20 protein-coding genes and 3 tRNA genes are annotated in these 18,020 nt (G+C 63.9%); 14 read left to right on the top strand and 9 right to left on the bottom strand.

What is annotated here, in order from left to right; all coding sequences use genetic code 11:
* Positions 1–219 precede the first annotated feature (219 nt).
* Both CFR71_RS11110 and CFR71_RS11105 read right to left on the bottom strand, forming a co-directional pair.
* Positions 220–1,734, bottom strand: coding sequence for an MFS transporter (locus CFR71_RS11110; RefSeq protein WP_110531079.1), 1,515 nt, complete (start codon positions 1,732–1,734; stop codon positions 220–222).
* 153 nt (positions 1,735–1,887) lie between these two features.
* A tRNA-Gly gene (locus CFR71_RS11105) sits at positions 1,888–1,961 on the bottom strand.
* Between the two features lie 243 nt (positions 1,962–2,204).
* Here CFR71_RS11105 and CFR71_RS11100 point away from each other — a divergent pair.
* The 4 genes from CFR71_RS11100 to CFR71_RS11085 all read left to right on the top strand — a co-directional run bounded on the left by CFR71_RS11100 (position 2,205) and on the right by CFR71_RS11085 (position 3,880).
* Positions 2,205–2,281, top strand: a tRNA-Trp gene (locus CFR71_RS11100).
* Between the two features lie 139 nt (positions 2,282–2,420).
* The gene (gene secE, locus CFR71_RS11095; protein ID WP_040512887.1) at positions 2,421–2,615 is read left to right on the top strand and encodes a preprotein translocase subunit SecE; all 195 of its coding nucleotides are present in this window, start codon (positions 2,421–2,423) and stop codon (positions 2,613–2,615) included.
* Positions 2,616–2,623: 8 nt separating this feature from the next.
* A complete protein-coding gene (nusG, locus tag CFR71_RS11090) occupies positions 2,624–3,154 on the top strand; it encodes a transcription termination/antitermination protein NusG (RefSeq protein ID WP_110094708.1) in 531 nt (176 codons plus the stop codon).
* A gap of 297 nt (positions 3,155–3,451) precedes the next feature.
* Entirely contained in the window at positions 3,452–3,880 is a 429-nt protein-coding gene (locus tag CFR71_RS11085) for a cupin domain-containing protein (protein ID WP_110531077.1), read from the top strand.
* A 178-nt stretch (positions 3,881–4,058) separates the two neighbouring features.
* On the opposite strand, the gene CFR71_RS11080 is transcribed toward CFR71_RS11085, so the two are convergent.
* The 3 genes from CFR71_RS11080 to CFR71_RS11070 are packed head-to-tail and all read right to left on the bottom strand — an operon-like array spanning position 4,059 to position 7,889.
* Positions 4,059–4,709, bottom strand: a complete 651-nt coding sequence (locus tag CFR71_RS11080; RefSeq protein WP_239019439.1) for a PqiC family protein — start codon at positions 4,707–4,709, stop codon at positions 4,059–4,061.
* 4 nt (positions 4,710–4,713) lie between these two features.
* Complete coding sequence (locus CFR71_RS11075) at positions 4,714–6,381, bottom strand: PqiB family protein (protein WP_110531073.1); 1,668 nt, start codon at positions 6,379–6,381, stop codon at positions 4,714–4,716.
* The gene (locus CFR71_RS11070; RefSeq protein WP_110531071.1) at positions 6,378–7,889 is read right to left on the bottom strand and encodes a paraquat-inducible protein A; all 1,512 of its coding nucleotides are present in this window, start codon (positions 7,887–7,889) and stop codon (positions 6,378–6,380) included. Before CFR71_RS11070 ends, CFR71_RS11075 begins: the two co-directional genes overlap by 4 nt.
* 95 nt (positions 7,890–7,984) lie before the next feature.
* Here CFR71_RS11070 and CFR71_RS11065 point away from each other — a divergent pair.
* Positions 7,985–8,059: transfer RNA gene (locus tag CFR71_RS11065), tRNA-Thr, on the top strand.
* Between the two features lie 264 nt (positions 8,060–8,323).
* On the opposite strand, the gene CFR71_RS11060 is transcribed toward CFR71_RS11065, so the two are convergent.
* From CFR71_RS11060 to CFR71_RS11050, 3 genes are all read right to left on the bottom strand, one after another.
* A complete protein-coding gene (locus tag CFR71_RS11060) occupies positions 8,324–8,779 on the bottom strand; it encodes a hypothetical protein (RefSeq protein ID WP_110531069.1) in 456 nt (151 codons plus the stop codon).
* Positions 8,780–8,865: 86 nt separating this feature from the next.
* A complete protein-coding gene (locus tag CFR71_RS11055) occupies positions 8,866–9,879 on the bottom strand; it encodes an AAA family ATPase (protein WP_110531067.1) in 1,014 nt (337 codons plus the stop codon).
* A 507-nt stretch (positions 9,880–10,386) separates the two neighbouring features.
* Entirely contained in the window at positions 10,387–10,578 is a 192-nt protein-coding gene (locus CFR71_RS11050) for a hypothetical protein (RefSeq protein WP_110531065.1), read from the bottom strand.
* 137 nt (positions 10,579–10,715) lie between these two features.
* Between CFR71_RS11050 and CFR71_RS11045 the strand changes: the two genes are divergently transcribed.
* The 7 genes from CFR71_RS11045 (at position 10,716) to CFR71_RS16910 (ending at position 16,115) form a co-directional block, all read left to right on the top strand.
* Positions 10,716–11,138 carry a hypothetical protein gene (locus CFR71_RS11045; RefSeq protein WP_239020377.1) on the top strand — a complete coding sequence of 141 codons (423 nt, stop codon included), beginning with the start codon at positions 10,716–10,718 and terminating at the stop codon, positions 11,136–11,138.
* 92 nt (positions 11,139–11,230) lie between these two features.
* Positions 11,231–11,470 carry a hypothetical protein gene (locus tag CFR71_RS16205; protein ID WP_133251138.1) on the top strand — a complete coding sequence of 80 codons (240 nt, stop codon included), beginning with the start codon at positions 11,231–11,233 and terminating at the stop codon, positions 11,468–11,470.
* Positions 11,471–11,886: 416 nt separating this feature from the next.
* A complete protein-coding gene (locus CFR71_RS11040; protein ID WP_110531063.1) occupies positions 11,887–13,398 on the top strand; it encodes an aldehyde dehydrogenase family protein in 1,512 nt (503 codons plus the stop codon).
* 220 nt (positions 13,399–13,618) lie between these two features.
* Positions 13,619–14,899: an NAD(P)/FAD-dependent oxidoreductase gene (locus tag CFR71_RS11035; RefSeq protein ID WP_110531061.1), complete on the top strand. Its 1,281-nt coding sequence runs from the start codon at positions 13,619–13,621 to the stop codon at positions 14,897–14,899.
* A 179-nt stretch (positions 14,900–15,078) separates the two neighbouring features.
* Positions 15,079–15,309: a hypothetical protein gene (locus CFR71_RS11030; RefSeq protein WP_110531059.1), complete on the top strand. Its 231-nt coding sequence runs from the start codon at positions 15,079–15,081 to the stop codon at positions 15,307–15,309.
* A 15-nt stretch (positions 15,310–15,324) separates the two neighbouring features.
* Positions 15,325–15,468 (top strand): hypothetical protein, encoded by a 144-nt coding sequence (locus CFR71_RS16550; RefSeq protein WP_165829346.1) that lies wholly within the window; start codon positions 15,325–15,327, stop codon positions 15,466–15,468.
* Positions 15,469–15,758: 290 nt separating this feature from the next.
* The gene (locus CFR71_RS16910; RefSeq protein WP_239019441.1) at positions 15,759–16,115 is read left to right on the top strand and encodes a hypothetical protein; all 357 of its coding nucleotides are present in this window, start codon (positions 15,759–15,761) and stop codon (positions 16,113–16,115) included.
* Between the two features lie 269 nt (positions 16,116–16,384).
* Here the strand turns inward: CFR71_RS16910 and CFR71_RS16545 are convergent, their stop codons facing one another.
* The gene (locus CFR71_RS16545; RefSeq protein WP_165829348.1) at positions 16,385–16,546 is read right to left on the bottom strand and encodes a hypothetical protein; all 162 of its coding nucleotides are present in this window, start codon (positions 16,544–16,546) and stop codon (positions 16,385–16,387) included.
* Between the two features lie 166 nt (positions 16,547–16,712).
* On the opposite strand from CFR71_RS16545, the gene CFR71_RS11020 reads away from it, so the two are divergent.
* Together CFR71_RS11020 and CFR71_RS11015 are read left to right on the top strand one after the other, a co-directional pair.
* On the top strand, positions 16,713–17,126 hold the full coding sequence (locus tag CFR71_RS11020) for a DUF3310 domain-containing protein (RefSeq protein WP_206057938.1): 414 nt from the start codon (positions 16,713–16,715) through the stop codon (positions 17,124–17,126).
* 91 nt (positions 17,127–17,217) lie between these two features.
* A complete protein-coding gene (locus tag CFR71_RS11015; RefSeq protein ID WP_110531057.1) occupies positions 17,218–17,865 on the top strand; it encodes an SOS response-associated peptidase in 648 nt (215 codons plus the stop codon).
* The last annotated feature ends 155 nt before the right edge of the window (positions 17,866–18,020 follow it).

Raw genomic sequence — 18,020 nt, 5'->3', positions numbered from 1 at the left:
TTGACCCACGCAACCGGCACCATACCGGCCGCGCGCCACAAAATCCATCGCGCGCCCGACCCGGCCGTCCGGCAGGTCACGCCACCGTCCCACAGCGGGTCGTAGCATACATATCCACCCCCGCTTCGGAAATAGAGTTCATGAACGATTCGTCACGAATATCCCGCCTTCCATTGCACGCTGCGCATCTCAGTCATGCACGGATCGAACAGGAGCCGGTCAGGCCCGCCGCGATGCCCCGCCGCCCATGCCCCGGGCCGCCATGTCGCCAGCCTCCACCCCGGCCAGCACGGCCGCCACAGCTTTGGTGCTGGCGCGCGCCCGCGCGCTGGTGACGACAATGCCGATCACCCCGATCAGGATGGCCGCCACCAGCATCGCCCACCACACGGCATGCGTCGCCCGCGCGAACGCCGCCCACTGGACCGCCCCGATCTGTCCCGTCGGCGCGCCGGTCATCGTGCCAGACAGCGCGATGCCCAGCAGCACCCCGATCTGCCGGCTGGTGGAGGCCAGCGCCGCCGCCACCCCCGCCTGCGTGCGCGGCATGCCGGAGACGGCGGCATTGGTGATCGGGGCGTTGCACATCCCGAATCCGCAGCCGCACAGGCCATACGCCACCAGCAGCACCCACAGCGGCGTCGCATCCGACAGCCCCGTCAGCAGCAGGGCGCTGACGCCAAACCCCACGGCGGAGACCAGCAGCGGCAGGCGCGCGCCCACATGTCCCACCAGACGTCCCGACAGGGGGGAGCAGACGCTGCTGCACACCGCGAACGGCAGCGTGCACAGCCCCGCATGCAGCGCCGACATCCCGCGCGATCCCTGGAGATAGAGGGTATTGAGGAACAGGAACGCGCTGAAGACCGCAAAGGCGAGGATGGCGGTCACGATCGCCCCGGAAAACGGCAGCGCATGGAAAAACCGCAGGTCCACCAGCGGCGCGGGACTGCGCTGTTCCACGATCACGAACCCGATCATCGCAAGGACACCCAGCGACAGGAACCCGACGATGACCGGATTGCTCCAGCCGAGGTCACGCGCCTCGATCAGGGCGGCCGTCAGCATCGCCAGCGTCACCATCACCAGCAGTTGCCCCGGCCCGTCGAACGCGCGCGTGCGCGGGCCGTGGGATTCGGGGATGAAACGCAGGCTGAGGAAAATCCCGATGATCCCGATCGGCACGTTGACCCAGAACACCGCCTGCCAGTTGACCCAGTGGACAAGGATGCCCCCCACCACCGGCCCCAGCGCCAGCGCCACGCCAGACGTGCCGCCCCATATCCCGATGGCCTGCGCCCGCGCGCGCGGATCGGTAAAGACGTTCGCGATGATCGACAGCGCCACGGGGTTGAGCATCGCGCCACCGATTCCCTGCAGCATGCGCGCGAACACCAGGAACGGGATCGACCCCGACAGCGCGCACAGCATCGACCCCCCGCAGAACACCGCGATTCCAGCGACGAAGACGCGCCGCCGCCCCACCCGGTCGGCGATCGCGCCCATCAGCACCAGCAGGCTGGCGACCATCAGGGTATAGCCGTCGACCACCCATTGCAGGGTGGAGAAACTGCCATGCAGGGCGATGCGGATGGAAGGGAGCGCCACGTTGACGATGGTCACGTCCATCATCACCAGCAACAGGCTGAGGCAGCACGTCACCAGCACAATGGTCGGATGAATCGCGGCGGGCCGGGACGCCCCGGCGTGCGTGGGGGGATTGGTGGGGGTCATGGCGTGGTCGGGTTCCCGTCGGTCGGAAGCTGCCCGCGGCCGCAGGGCCCGTTGGGGGACCCAGCCCGGCCACCCGGCATGTCCGGGACGAAACCCGTTCCGTGCGAAGCGGGAGCCACACTCAAGATATATGCTTGAAGGATAACGAAGGAATGGAGCGGGCGAAGGGAATCGAACCCTCCTCAGAAGCTTGGAAGGCTACTGCATTACCACTATGCTACGCCCGCCCATTTCGGGGCATGTATAATGCGTGGCGACAAGGCATGGCAAGTCCCGATGACGCGACCACGCCACTTTCATCGGGGCGGGGAACGTTTTTTTTATCCCCGCGCATGAAATCACCCACGCCCCCTTGACTTTCTCCGTCAGTCGTATTCTTTTCCGCTTCACTGTGCCGGGTACGCATGGGCAGGCCGGAAGGGCGGGACAATGGTTCCGCCGCGATCCGGCCACGTCGATAGCGGCTTTGCAGGGGTGTAGCTCAATTGGCTAGAGCGCCGGTCTCCAAAACCGGAGGTTGCGGGTTCGAGACCCTCCACCCCTGCCATTCTCCGGTCGGGATCATTCCCCCCCTTCCGGCTTGGCATGTTTTGGTCAGGACAACGCCGTGCTGACCGGATTTCAGGCCCCCGCGCCAGCCGGGCACCCCCGGTCAGGCGCGTCGGGTGTTGCAGGAAGGATGTTTCGTGTCGGTCAGTCCCGCGAAATTTGTAGAAGAAGTCCGCGCCGAGGCGAAAAAGGTCACGTGGCCCACGCGCCGCGCGACCCTGATGACGACGGGCGCGGTTCTGGCGATGGCCGGGCTGGCATCGGTATTTTTCTTCCTCGTCGACGAGGTGATCGGCCTTGGCGTGCGTAAACTATTTGGACTGGGAGGCTGAGTTCAGCCATGGCCAAGCGGTGGTATGTCATCCACGTCTATTCGGGTTTTGAAAAGAAAATCGCCCAGCACATCAAGGAACAGGCCGCCCAGAAGGGGCTGGCCGACCATTTCGGGGAAATCCTTGTGCCGTCCGAGGAAGTGACCGAGGTCCGTCGCGGCCAGAAGGTCAATTCGGAACGCAAGTTCTTTCCCGGCTACGTGCTGGTCAACATGGAACTGACGGACGAGGCGTGGCACCTGGTCAAGGACACGCCGAAGGTAACCGGCTTCCTGGGCAGCAAGACCAAACCCTCCCCCATTCCCAAGGTCGAGGCCGAGCGGATCATGAAGCAGGCGCAGGAAGGCGTCGAGCGCGTGCGTCCTTCCGTCACGTTCGAGGTGGGCGAGCAGATCCGTGTTGCGGACGGTCCGTTCACGTCCTTCAACGGCACGATCGAGGAAGTGGACGAGGAAAAGGGCCGCCTGACCGTCAGCGTCTCGATCTTCGGACGCTCCACGCCGGTGGATCTGGAATACAATCAGGTGGAAAAGGTCTGATCCTTTTCCATCCGCGATATCTGGGACAAAGGCACCCTTCGCGGTGCCTTTTTTCATGCCCACGTCCCAAGGCCGGCAACACACCGAAGTCATGAAAGTTTTTGGTGAAGCTTTTTGCAAAAAGCTTCAAAGGACGCCGCCTTTTTAGATGAAAGACGGCACCCAGAAATTTTTATCATTCATTATCAGCTGGTTATTTCCGGCCGCCCGTCCGGCCCCGTCATGCCATCACCCATTCACCATGGCCCCGGATGGTCGCATCGCGATACACTTCCCCACCCAACGGGAGGAACCGGAATGAACGAACGTTACAGATTCGCTGATTTTGACGAGATCATAAAGCAGTTCCCCGACCGGTCGGACACGCTGATCGTCGATGCCTACCTCAGCGATTCGGCGGAGGCCAGCATGCGGCTGTTCCGCATCTATCACCCCCTGCCCCGGCATTATCATACGCAGTGCGACGAACACCTGCTGCTGCTGCGCGGGGAACTGGAATTCCTGATCGAGGACGAACCGCCACGCACCCTGCGCGCGGGGCAGATGGTGTCGTTCCTGCGCAATGTCGTGCATGGGGTGCGACCGATCGGTACCGCGCCGGTGGTCTTCTTCGCCGCCGACACGCCGCGCCGCGCGCCCGACGACGTGCATTTCGTGGACCCCGAGGCCACGAAGGGGCTGAAATTCGTCAGCCACCTGAAGAATTACGCCAATACCCTCGCCTGAAAAGACGGATCCAATATTACCCTGAAATCATAAGAGTTTTTGGGTGTCGCCTTTTTCCAAAAAGGCGATGTCCTTTGAAGCTTTTTGGAAAAAGCTTCGCCAAAAACTTTTAATTTTATCAACAGGTTGCCTGATGGGGACGGACAGGTACCCGCCCCCCATGCAGTGGCCTGCCGCGTCAGCGCGCGTGACGGGCCGTGGTCTCTTCTGCCGGCAGGGCGCGCAGGCGCTGCGCCGCGCTATCGGCCACCTGCCCCAGAAGCTGGCTCAGCCCCGCGACCATGGCCGTCGTGCCGCTACCCGAACTGGTGGCGAGGGAGAAAGGCTGCGCCGTGCCCTGTTCGGGATCGCCCGCGCGATGGACCGACAGCGTGCCCGACAGCCGCACCTCCCCCGAGGCATCGCGGGCGAACTGCGTCACGTCGAGTTCGACGAACGCCTTCGCCGGCATGCTGGTGGCGTTGTTCTGCGCAAAGATGCTGCTGCCGGGCAGGCGCTGCTGCAGGTCGGATGTCAGGGTATCGCCGATCATCTGGGGCAGAGGCTCGCTCCACGACGCGCCGGACAGGGTGGTCAGGCTGTAATTCGCCTGCTGTCCCACGATATGGTCGCGATCCAGAGCGGGCGGCACGCCGGGGGTGCGGACCTCGACCACGGCGGGGGCCTGTCCCACGGCGCTGCCCTGCGTCGGGGCAAGGCTGTAGAGCGTCGGGTCCGCCGACCCGCAGGCCGCCAGCAGCGGGGTCGCCGCCGCCAGCGCCAGTGCCGCGCGCCGGACGGCACGCCCCGGCTGTGTGGTGCCGTTCATGAAGCTCAAGGGCCAGGTCATCGCATTATCGTCCCGTAATCAGCGCCGAGGGATGGCGGGTAAGGAAGTCGGACAGGAACCGCAGCGAACGCGCCGCCTCGTTAAGCTGTACGACCATCTGTTGCAGGTTGCGGTGGAAGTCCGTGTCGCCGCCATAGCTGGACAGCAGCGAATTCGCGTTCTTCAGCGTGGAATCCAGCCCCGCCAGCAGTTGCGGCATGCGCGCCCGCGCATCGTGGGAGATGACCTGCAGGTTCTCCATCGACGCCCGCAGCGACGCCAGCCCCTGGCGCATGTCCGCGCTGTTGATGCGGGCATCCGCATGGGCCAGCAGGTTGTTCAGGTTTTCGCCCACCTGCGTCAGCGGCATCGCCGCGACCTTGTCCGTGATGGTGGACACCGAATCCATGATGCCCGCCATGCCGCCCGCCTGTCCCGGCAGGACCAGCGCGTCGCCTTCCTGCGTCATGGCGGCGGGGCGCGCGTTCTTGACGAAGGTCAGCGCGATTTCGGATTCGCCGGTCAGGAAGCTCGCGCTCTGGACCGAGGCGCGCAGCCCGTTCGCCACCTGCGTATGCAGCAGGCTGCGCAGGGCGTCGGCGGGAACCTCCTGGTCATTCAACACGCGTTCGGGCTGCAGCTCCATGGCCACGCGCACCCGCGCCTGTCCGGTATGGGGATCAACCAGCAGCTTCACGTCGTCGATCATGCCGACCTGGATGCCGAACATGGTCATGCGCCCGCCCTTCGTCAGGCCCGAAACGGGACTGGTAAGGTAGGTGACAAGGGGGATGCGTTCGCGATACCCGGCGGCATCGGCCTCCTCCTGGCTGTCATACAGGCGAAAGACGGTGCCGGAATTGGGCTGCACCAGCTGTTCATCGCGCGCATCGGGCGGTGCGAAGGCGATGCCGCCCGACAGAAGGGCCTGCAGCGACTGGAGCTTGACCTTCAGCCCGCCCGCGCCAAGCCCGACCTGCACGCCAGACACGTTCCAGAAACGCGTGTCGGTGCGCAGGTACTGGTCATACGGGGCCTGCACGAAAATCTGCACCTTGATCGGCCCGCGGCCGCCCGGCGGCAGGGTATAGCCCAGCACCTCGCCCGCGACGACATCGCGGAAGAAGATCGGCGCCCCCTGCCCGATGGAGCCGAGGCTGGGCGTCATCAGGGTATAGGTATGGCCCGGCTGGTCCGAACGCACGCCCGGCGGCGATTCCAGCCCCTTGAAGAACGTGGTGTGCCGCCCGCCGGGTTCGCCGGGGTCCATGGCGATATAGGCCCCGGACATCACGGTTTCCAGCCCGGTGATGCTGGCGCCGTTGATGCGCGGGCGCACCACCCAGAACCGCGCGTGGTCGGTCATCATCCGCGACGCGGCCGAGGTCATGCGCACCCCGACCTCCACATGGTGCATGTCATCGCTCAGCCGGATCGATTCCACCGTGCCGAGGGAGACGGACTTGCTCTTCACCTCGGTCTGGCCGCTGGTCAGGCCGTCGGCGGTGTCGAAGGTGATGGTGATGACCGGCCCGCGCGTCGTCAGGCCGCGCCAGCCAAGGTAGCCCGCAATCAGCAGGGCGACGATGGGAACCAGCCAGATGACGGAAAACTGGTATGTGCGCGTTTCGGACTGCGGGATGGAAGTCTGCGACCGCCCGTTCCGGGGATCGTTCGGGGTATCGTCGTTCACGCCTGATTCGGCTCCATATTGGCGGGACGGGGGGTCGCCGCGGACTTGGTTGATGCGGGGCCGGACGGCCCCTGCGTGGTGTCGCCGTCATGCGCCGTCAGCACGGCGCGGGGAAGCCCGTCGACCAGCGTGCCGTTCATGCCGGCCGCGTCCCACATGATGCGTGGGTCAAAGCTCCATGCCGCAAGCAGCGTCAGCACCACCACGGCGGCGAACGCCACCATCCCGGCATTGGCGGTCACGGTCGCCATGGCGTTGAAGCGCACGACCGCGACAAGGATGGAAATCATGAACACGTCGATCATGGACCACCGACCCACCATGTCGACAAGCCGGAACAGGCGCGTGCGCCGCACCAGCCCCTGCCGCGCGCCGCGCCACGTCATGGCGACCATGGTGGCAAGGCTGACGATCTTGAGCATCGGGACGGTGATGCTGGCGAAAAAGACCAGAAGCGACAGCGGGATCATGCCGTCGCTCCATAATTCCAGCGCGCCTTCGATGATGGTGTGGCCCCCGCCGCCGCCCATGCGCATGAAGGTCATGACCGGATACAGGTTGGCCGGGATATAGAACGTGACCGCCGCGATCAGGTACGCCGTGGTGCGCGTCAGCGACTGCGGCGCGCGGCGCCAGACGCTGTGGCCGCAGCGCGGGCACGCGCCGACGCAGTGCAGGTTGCTGACGGGGTGCTCCATCTCCCCCACTAGGCCGCATGAGGGACATGCGACAAGGCGTTCGACGGGGGGCATGCCGACATCCTCCACATGGACGTACTCGACCGGCACGGCCTCCCCATCCTCCAGCCGGGCCAGGGAATCCACGCGGCGGTGTTTCCAGATCCGTTCGGTATCGAGGGTCGAATCGGTCACCGCCATCGTCAGCATCAGCCCGCCGATCAGATAGACGGCAGGCCCGACATCGACATGCGCCATGTCCGTCAGCTTGGTATAGGCGACGAAGATGCCGAGGATATAGACCTCCACCATCGACCAGGGCCGCAGCTTTTCATACCAGATCAGGATGGTCGGCGCCCAGTTTGGCAGGGTGGGACGCGTCCCGGCGTACAGGATGGCGAACATCAGGGCGATGGCGACGGCGGGCGCCATGATGGTCACGGCGCCCACCAGCACCCCGGCCTCCCCCCAGCCTTCGTGCATCAGTTCCATCGGCCCGGTCAGCAGGTCGACGGTGCGTTCGCGCCCATAGACATTCAGCGTCATGAGAGAGGACGCCAGCGCCGCGAGGTAGAAGGCGGCCGAGCTGATGCAGAACGCCAGCGGCGCCGCCACCGGCGCGGTCCGCCTGCGCCGCCGCAGGTGCTGCCCGCAGCGCGGGCAGGCCGCAAGCTGTCCGGGCTGCAGTTCGGGCACGTGCTGGTACAGCCCGCATCCCGGACATTCCGCCAGTCCGCCGATGACACGCACATGCTGCACGGTCGGCACCGGCGCGGGGCCGACCGACTGACAGCCAAGCCGGGCGGGAAGGGTCGTGATGAAAGTTCTCATGCCAGCGACACCATACAACGCGAATTAAATTGAGGAATGGTGCATTTGGCATATTGCATCCGCGTCCAACGTCGGATATCAAGCGCACAACTTCCGCCGACATAGCTCAGGGGTAGAGCAACTGATTCGTAATCAGTAGGCCCTCGGTTCAATTCCGAGTGTCGGCACCACTTTCCCCAAAATCAGGTAATTATTCCTAATGCCCCCCCCGGGGGCAGACGGGGTCGCGCGCAATTCGTGACAGGACACCCCGCGCGGGTGCGCGCGGTGTGAACATGCGCCCCCACCCGCGCCCGCCGGCATGGGAAGTGACGCAATATTATGTAACAAAATTCTGGCCCATGCCATGCCGCGGGCGGGCACGGGACTCCATCATGTCCCGCCTGTTCCGTCGCGCGGGCTTCATGCCCCCCGCTTGCGGAAATCCCCGCCCGTCAGTTTCCCGTATGCCTGCGCAGAAGCGGGATGGCATGCGGCCCCTCCGCCACGGCGGCGTTGAGGAGGTCGCGGCCAAGTCCCTTCAGGGTCAGGGGATGCATCGTCTCCAGCGACGCCAGCAGGTCCTGACGCTGCCCGTCCGACAGGCTGGCATCGTCCAGCACGCGCTGGCGCAGTGCCGCGACCGTGGTCGGGCCATCAAGCGTGATTTCCATGTTTTCGGGCCGGGCGAGGAAACGCCGTCCCGCATCGGTAATCGTGCAGGCCCCGCCCACCCGGAATCCCTGTGGCGTGGCGCTGACGCCGCCGGTGGACAGTCCCTGAAGTTCAAGGTCCAGCAGGTTGCGGGCGCATTTCTGTTCATCCCCGTCATGCAGGGAAACCGGGTCGATCGTGCCGCCCGCCTTTTCCATGCGCCGCAGCGCCTCAACCTGCCAGTCACGATCAATCATCCACGCGCCCTCCGCATATCATGTTGTAACATATATGGTTTGGGCCGGTGCTGTTACAATTCCGCCGCCGCCACTTTCTCCTTCCGTCAGGCGCGGGGCCAGTGGCGCACCTGTTCGCGCAGGACGATTTCAACGCAGCGGCGCAGCATGCGCATGTCGCCTGCGAACACCTTCTGCAACTGCGCCAGTTCGTAGGCCGACAGGTCGAACCAGCCGGGCTGCAGGTTCCGTTCGACCTCGATTTCACGCACGATGTTCCACGCCAGCGCGGGGACATGTTCGGCCGTCGGGGCCGGGACATGCACGACCGCGCAGCGCGACCGCAACGGGGCGGAAACCGCCTCCAGCGAATTGGCGGTCATGACCCAGCGGACATGGCTGACATCGACGGGCACGTTCAGGAACACGTCGCGGAAGGTCCGGGCCTCCGCCAGGTCAAGGAACTGCAGCAGCGCGTCCTGTACCGTTCCGTTCCGGCATTCGCGCGGGGACTTGTCCACCTCGTCCATGATCATGCAGATATTGGCCATGCCGGTGCGGGCCATGGCCTCCAGCACGATGGAGGGCTTGGAATCGCCATAGGTCTGGTGCGTGCCCATCAGCGACAGGGCATCGGACATCGCGGCGACGTTCTGTTTCTGCACCGCGTGCCCCATGGTCTCGTGATACAGGCGCGCGACCGTCGACTTGCCCGACCCCGGCGGCCCGACCAGCAGCACCGGGCGCATCCGTCCCGGCGTGCCCCATGCCATCAGGTCACGTTCGGCGTTTGCCATCGCCTCCACCGCGTCGGCCGCGTGGGGACAGGACTGCAGCGCCAGATCGATGCGTGACGCCACGAAATCGGGGACATGCAGCCCGAGCGGCTGTTCCAGCCGCCGCACGGAGGCATAGCGGTCCGGCATGCGTGCGTTCCGGGGAATGGCGGGAAAGGCGAACCCATCCGGCAGGACCCGGATCATCCGGTCGGGCGGCGGGGCGGGATCGGCCGCCCCTTCGGCGGGGACGGGCGTTTCATCCTCGTCCGGCCAGTACTTCATCAGTACTTCGAGGGAGTCCGCCTCATCTCTGGCGGAACTGGAAAATGTTTTTCTGCTCATATCGTGGGACCCTGACAGGCTGGATCATGAAGGTTTTGCGGCGCGTGACAAGAGCAAAACGCATGGCCTGCGACAGGGGGCGGATGTCGGGACGGATCGCGGGGCGCAACGGACACGCAGTATCCCGGCCTTTCGGGCCGAGGATGGGGCGAACATCGCATTGCATAAAAAAAAGGTAAGCGGGTGCCGGGGCGCGGGCGGCGCATTCGGTCGCACATTTACTGGCGCATATTTACTGGCGGGCACGTCCAAAAGATCCCGTCATCGGGATGCATGGGCGGTGCGCGGCAGCATTCGCGATGAACATCCATGGCACGAACGCGATGATCGCGCTGATCGGGACGTAAAAGACAGAAGGCGGCACCCCCGATGAAAGGAATGCCGCCAACCTGAGAACAGTCACAACCGTTCGGAAAAACAGCCGTTACTGTTCGTTATTAATGACACACGTGAATAACCATACAACACGACTGTGGTAACAACGTGCTGAGGTCACATCATTGTAACTCATGCCTGATCCAGCGGATCCTCGTCGCCGTCATTTTCACGCACGCTCCACCAGCCCGCCGACCACTGCGCGAATTCGGGGGTGTCTTCCTCATACGGGTTCTCGATCAGGGGCTGCCCCCCGACGGCGGCGGCCTTGCCCTTTGCCGTCGGGTCGTCGCTGGCGGGGGTGGCCGGGGTCTGCTGTGTCATTGCCTGTTTCCTTGCAACGTCTGCTGTATGCGCGTGAGATACCGCATGCACCCGCCTGCGTCAGCCCCATCCGTCGCCCGTGCGCCATGCGCACCACGCGACACGCAATCCCGAAGGACCATAATGGAACGGACGCCATGATCGCGCCCCCACCCGCATCATCGCGGCCGGAATCATTCCCGCCCGACGGAACGCCGCCCGCGCGGTACGGCATGCGCAATGCGTGGTACCGCACCGATGCATCGCGCGGATATTCCCATGGCGACGGCACGGCGCGGGGCAGCGTGTTTCCCGATCCCCTGGTCCGCCATGACGATACGGGGGATACGTTGTGGCTGGAACATGTCCGCGCCCATGACGGCGGCGGCGACCTGTTCTGGCTGATGTGGTACGACCGCGACGGATATCCCCGCCTGCGCAACAGCGCGGTCATGGGACCACGCGACCTTGCCATCCTGCTGCGGGGACTGGGCCGGAATCCGGGACGCAGCCTGCCTGGCGGGAACGCCCTGGACGCGGACACCGCCCCCATGGGGGACAAAGGCGGGACATCGCGATGACAGGCAGGCGCCGATTCCGTCATTGCGGGTGAAAATCCGTTACCGGGACAGGGAAAATCCGGACACGCCTCCTGCGGACCCGCGCGGCGCGCATGATGGCCGCCACGACCGTCCATGCGATTGAAATGTTTTTTTCGCTGTATTTTACGGCAATGTTCGCAATCCATGCCGAAATTTCGCCCATGTGGAAAAAGCCGTTCCCGACATCAGGTCACATTCCCGCCAGCCCCAGCGCCAGCGGGCCTGATCATCGGGTGGTTTTATGCAACTGCTCTTTCATTGTATTTCATTTGTTGAAAATTACAGCCAGGAACATCAAACCAACATATTGATATATAACTGTTTTTACTGGACACAATATGACATCGGGTGTCCACCTCACGTTTACGTGATTATCCGGACGCTTGTGGTTCACGATGTATCTATATACCAATGGATATAGACATTCCGCTGTATCCGGCGGTTTTGTTCTTCCTCGCCGATCCTTGCAACCGGCAGACTGGGGTGATGATACGCAGATACGATTTTATCCCGGTACAGACGTTCAGAAATACGGTGAACAGATAACGGGAAATACGGGATACAACCCATTCCCTGTACCGTTCGGTCCCACATGGGGACATGGACAGTCGCCGGGCCACGCACCGGGATCAGCAACGCCGGACAAATGGGCAACCATGGAACTGTATTTCATATTCCCATGAAATACGGACACGGACACTGCATAACAACCAAGGGAACATGGCTCATGTCTTCCGATTACACGACCGAGAAGCCGCCGTTCAAGGCGCGTTACGAAAACTATATCGGCGGCAAGTGGCTGCCCCCGATCGCGGGTCATTACCTGACGAATACGTCGCCCGTCGATGGCCGCGTGCTTTGCGAAGTTCCCGCCTCCACCGCCGCTGATGTGGAACTGGCACTCGATGCCGCGCACAAGGCGAAGACCGCCTGGGCCCATACCTCCCCGGCCGATCGCGCGCTGATCCTGCTCAAGGCCGCGGACAAGATGGAGCAGAACCTCGAACTGCTCGCCCGTGCGGAAACTTGGGACAACGGCAAGCCGATCCGTGAAACCCTGACCGCCGACATCCCGCTGGCGATCGACCATTTCCGCTATTTCGCCGGCTGCATCCGCGCGCAGGAAGGCACGCTGAGCGAAATCACGGACACGACCATCGCCTATCACTTCCATGAACCGCTGGGCGTTGTCGCACAGATCATTCCGTGGAACTTCCCGCTGCTGATGGGTTCGTGGAAGCTGGCCCCGGCGCTGGCCGCCGGCAACTGCGTCGTCATGAAGCCCGCCGAAAGCACGCCCGCCAGCATCCTCGTGATGATGGAACTGATCGGTGACCTGTTCCCGCCCGGCACGCTGAACATCGTCAACGGCCTGGGCAAGGACGTGGGCGCGGCCCTGTCCAACAGCGACCGCATCGCCAAGATCGCGTTCACGGGTTCCACGCCCACGGGCAAGATGATCGCCCATGCCGCCGCCGAACACCTGATCCCCGCGACGCTGGAACTGGGTGGCAAGTCGCCGAACATCTTCTTCGCCGACGTCATGGACCACGACGACGATTACCTGGACAAGGCGATCGAGGGCTTTACCATGTTCGCCCTGAACCAGGGCCAGATCTGTTCGTGCCCCAGCCGCGCGCTGGTTCAGGAATCGATCTATGAGAAGTTCATCGAACGCGCCCTGCCGCGCATCAAGGCGATCCGCCAGGGCAACCCGCTGGATCCCAACACCATGATGGGCGCGCAGAACTCGCACGGCCACCAGGAAAAGATCCTGTCCTACATCGACATCGGCAAGGGCGAAGGCGCGCAGCTGTTGACCGGTGGCGGACGTCCCGACCTGGGCGGCGACCTGAACAAGGGATGCTACGTGCAGCCGACCGTGTTCAAGGGCAACAACAAGATGCGCATCTTCCAGGAGGAAATCTTTGGCCCGGTTCTGGCCGTGACGACCTTCAAGACGGAAGAAGAAGCGCTGGCCATCGCCAACGACACGCCCTTCGGGCTGGGTTCGGGCGTGTGGAGCCGTGACGCCAACACCTGCTTCCGCATGGGTCGCGGGCTGGAGGCCGGCCGCGTGTGGGTCAACTGCTATCACGTCTATCCCGCGCATGCGGCGTTCGGCGGATACAAGAAGTCCGGCATCGGCCGCGAAACGCACAAGATGGTTCTGGAACACTACCAGCAGACCAAGAACCTGCTTGTCAGCTACAGCGAAAAGAAGCTCGGCTTCTTCTGATCGCGGGTCGTGGCGGCGAAGGCCGCCACGCCATGATACGCAGGCGGTGCGGCCGGGCCGGTTTTCTTTTGCCGGGTCGGCCGTTGCCGTCTTGCCGCCCGCCCCCGCAACGGGCGCGGGGCGGCACGGACATGAACAGTTTTTCGATATATTCGTAATGCGACAGGGTTTTTCCCTTGGGGGCCGGGACACTGTGCGGCAGGGGTGAAAGAGGCATAGGATGGCACAAAAGTTTCGGGTGGTGATTGTCGGCGGTGGTATCGCGGGCCTGGCGCTGGCGACGCGTCTGGGCGATTCCATCGGCAAGTCGGGACGCGCGGAAATCACGCTGGTGGACAAGAGTTTCGCCCATGTGTGGAAACCGATGCTGCACTGTTTCGCGGCAGGCACGGCGGCCAACGAAAACGACCGCATCAGCTTCCTGTCGCAGGCCAGCCGCCATCATTTCGATTTCTGGCCCGGCGAGATCTCCGGCCTTGACCGCGCGGCCAAATCCATCACGCTGGCCCCGGTGAAGGAACCCTCGGGCGAGGTCATCCTTGACGAACGCACGCTGGAATATGACGCGCTGGTGCTGTCGATCGGCAGCCGCGCCAACGATTTCGGCACGCCCGGCGTGGCCGAGCACTGCCTGTTCATCGACAACCTGGTCGAAGCCAACGGATTCAACGAACGCTTCCGCATGGAACTGCTCAAGGCGTTCGGCAATAACGAGGAACTGGACATCGCCATCGTCGGTGGCGGCGCCACGGGCACGCAGCTTGCCGCCGAACTGCACAAGGCGCTGGACCTTGCCTCCCTCTACAGTTTTGGCAAGAAGCCGCCCAAGCTGAAGATCACCCTGCTGGAGGCCGGGCCGCGCATCCTGCCTGCCTTCCCCGAAGCGGTGTCGGCGGCGGCGAAAAAGCAGCTCGAGGATATCGGCGTGACGGTGCAGACCTCCGCCATGGTCAGCGGCGCGGATGAAAAGGGCTACATGCTCAAGGACGGCACGCGCGTCCCCGCGACCCTGCGGGTATGGGCGGCGGGCGTGAAGGCGCCTGACGTGACGCGCAACTTCGCGGGGCTGAAGCTTTCGCGTTCCGGACAGCTTGAGGTGCGCCCGACCCTGCAGCTTCTGGAAGATGACAACATCTTCGCCATGGGCGACTGCGCCTTCATCGCGGAAAAGCCCGTTGCCCCCACGGCACAGGTCGCCCGCCAGCAGGCGCATCACCTGGCGCGTTACATGCCGCGCTGGATGAACGGCGCGAAGCTGCCGCCGTTCGCCTTCCACAACAAGGGCGCGGTCGTCGCACTGGGCGATTACAACGGGTGGGGCACGTTCCCCGGCGGCAAGGTCTTTGGTGGCGGGTGGCTCAGGGGCATCAGCGCGCGCATGGTTCACCTGATGCTGTATCGCCAGCACCAGTTCGAACTGTATGGCACCTTCCGCGGCCTGATTTCGTGCCTTGTGGACTGGCTTGACGTTTTCGTCCGCCCGGCGGTCAGGCTCGACTGACGCTGGCGGGTGATCGCGGCATTTGAAACCGCCTTATCTGATCACGACATTTCATCTTTCCTCTTTGCGCACATCCAGTCACCGGGCCCGCGGTCATCGCGGGTCCGGTGATGTGTTTTTTACCGGAACCCCCATCGGGGATGTCTCGTTGCCTGCCTTATATGCAAGGGAGAACAGACATGCGCTTTGCCTTCATCCCGCATGGCCTTGAACAGCCGCCGTCCCCCGCGCCGGTGCCCCCGATGCCGCCCGGCGTGCCGGTGCCGCCCACCAACCCGCCGGAACCGGGCGAGGACCCGCAGCCCATCGACGACCCGCAGCCCTATCCCCCGCCGCTGCCGATCTGTGGGGGCGCGATGTATTTCCGGAACTCCTGCCCGATTACGCTGTTGAACAGTTCCGCCATATAACAAGGGAGAATCCCGATGTCGGACATCAGGAACCAGACCGAAAAACCCCTTCCGAAGACCGAGAAGGAAAAGGACCAGGACCGTGACGAGGCGCTGGAGGAAACCTTTCCCGCCAGCGATCCGCCGTCAAAGGGCGAAACCACGGGGCCGGAAACATGAACCCGTCCCCGCCGGGGGTATCGAAGAACGGCTGACCGGGGGAGTGGCAACAGGTTCCGGGGGCGTCTTTTTCAGGATGGTGGCGTTTCCTGAAGCTTTTTGAAAAAAGCTTCACCAAAAACTTTCTTCTGATGACGCAAGGTTCCTCGAACCGCCCTTCGTGCGGGATGGCATGGCGGGTTGTGTACCATCTGGTCTGGGACAGGGAGATACGGGCGGGCACGCAACCTTTTCACGCACGGGCTGTTGGAATTCATATCCGCCGCGCATTTCATAAAAAAGGAAGCGTCATGAAAATTCTTGCCAGTTCCCTGTTCGTGCTGACGGCCTTTGCCGGGGCGCCGTCCATCGCGCTTGCGCAGACAACGCCCCCGCCACAGCCCAACGCGGATTCCGCGGCGTCCGCGGTGGGCAAAAACCCGCCCTCCGCCACGGATCGCAGTGGCCAGCGCATCGACCCGTCGGACAAGCTGTGGAACAATCCCCGCACCGTCAATGAACAGCCCGGGACCCAGCCGCCGCCCAACGATTCCACGACCGGCGCCGCCACGCCCAATACGACCGGGACCACAGGCCCCCATACCGGCCATTCATGGCATGGGCACAAGCGCACGAAATACCACGCCACCACGCCCACGCAGGAATGACGCCATCCCCCGATGCACCGCCCGCAGGCAATGCGACCCGCATAAGGGGCCGTTCCCTTGCGGGCGCATCGTCCTTCGCGCACGACCGGGCGTGATCGCCCCGTCGTGCAAGGGGGACAGGACGCAGGATCCGCGCCCTGTCCCCATGCGGGACGGGGCAGCGGCGCATTATCCCCAGCGCATTATCATCATCCGCCGGGCGGACGATCCCGGCATCCCGACGACGCGACACGCCCCCGTCCGGTCATTGCGGGCCGGGGCGACGCAGGTCACAGTTCGTCGAAAAGAAAGTCCTCTTCAAAAACCGGATAGGCCGTATCGGTCGGACGTGTATAGCCACGCCTGTTTTTCCATGCCTGAATCAGGGCCAGTCGCCATTCCTCATGGGGATCGCAAGGGGTCTTGGTGGGGTAATCGGATTGTGTGTTCATGATCCGCAAACCTCTATTGCTGGCCCGCGACGCTGCGGGTAACGGTTCCTTAGCAGGCCGCCCGCAGCCATGGTGTGACGATTGCATGAAGCTTGGTTACGATCCCGCACGGGCGCAAAACCGGCCTGCACGTGGATCATAGGGGAAAAGAAGGAAGAAACACCCCGTGGAAGAAGCGTCCGAGTCCGCCGTTGCCCTGCCCCCCGCGTACCGCCACCCGTCGGGGGTGCAGTGTATCGAAATCGCGCGCCACATGTCGTTCTGCCTTGGCAATGCGGTGAAATATGTCTGGCGCGGCTGGTGGGATCCCGACCACACCGTGACCGGCGACCTGGAAAAGGCGGCGCGCCATATCCGCGAATGGCTGTCGATGGAGGTGCGCCCCCGCATGCCCATGTGCCACGTCGTCACGCGCGCGGTCTCCCGCTTTGCCACCGTGGATCAGGAGGGACGCTTTTCCACCATAGTGCGCGATCTGTGCCGCGCCGATTTCACGCACGGGAACGAAAATGCCGCCCGCCATGCGCTGGCACTTATCATGGCGGAAATCGCGAAACGGAAGGACACGAACGCCGCATAGGCCGCCACCGCCGTATGGTGGACGCCACGACATGGGCGGACCGGCATGGCGGCCGGATTACGCGGCATGTAACCACAAGGGAGCAGGACGCGTGTGCAACCTCTATGCGATGACCAGCAGCCAGCAGGCGATCCGAAAGGCGGCCGGGGTCGTGACCGACCGCACCGGCAATCTTGCGCCCCTGCCCGACATCTGGCCCGATACCATGGCGCCCATCGTGCGCAACGCGCCGGATGGCCGGGAACTGGTGATGGCGCGCTGGGGCATGCCGACACCGCCGGGATACCTGAAAGGCCGCAGGGTCGACCGGGGCGTGACCAACATCCGCAATCCCGCCTCGACATGGTGGAAGCGTTGGGAAGGGATGGCGCATCGCTGCCTTGTGCCGCTTACGGCTTTTTCCGAACCGCAGCGCCTGGCCGATGGGAAATCGCGCCCCGTCTGGTTTGCCCGCGGCGATGGGGAACCACTCGCCTTCTTCGCGGGGATCTGGTGCCGGTGGACATCCGTGCGGAAACTGGCGGATGGCGAAACGACGGATGACCTGTTCGGCTTCCTGACCACAACGGCCAATCGTGAAGTCGGCATCATCCATCCAAAGGCCATGCCGGTCATCCTGACCCGCCCGGAAGAACTGGATGTGTGGATGAAGGCCCCCCTGAACGAAGCACTGCGCCTGCAGCGTCCCCTGCCTGACAATGCCCTGTCGGTCATATCCCCCGCCGGGGAAAAGGACTGACCCGGCAATCCCCCGAAAGCCGTAAAAGTTTCTGGTGAAGCTTTTTGCAAAAATCTTCCGGGAACGTCGCCTTCTTGCGATCGGCCGAGGGCTGGAGGCCCATGCCTGATGACCGCTGCCGTCCCGATTTCGGGGCGCAATCTGCTACCCGAAAA

This window comes from Novacetimonas pomaceti (assembly GCF_003207955.1).
Lineage (GTDB): Bacteria > Pseudomonadota > Alphaproteobacteria > Acetobacterales > Acetobacteraceae > Novacetimonas > Novacetimonas pomaceti.
This window is presented reverse-complemented; position numbering and strand designations above follow the sequence as displayed.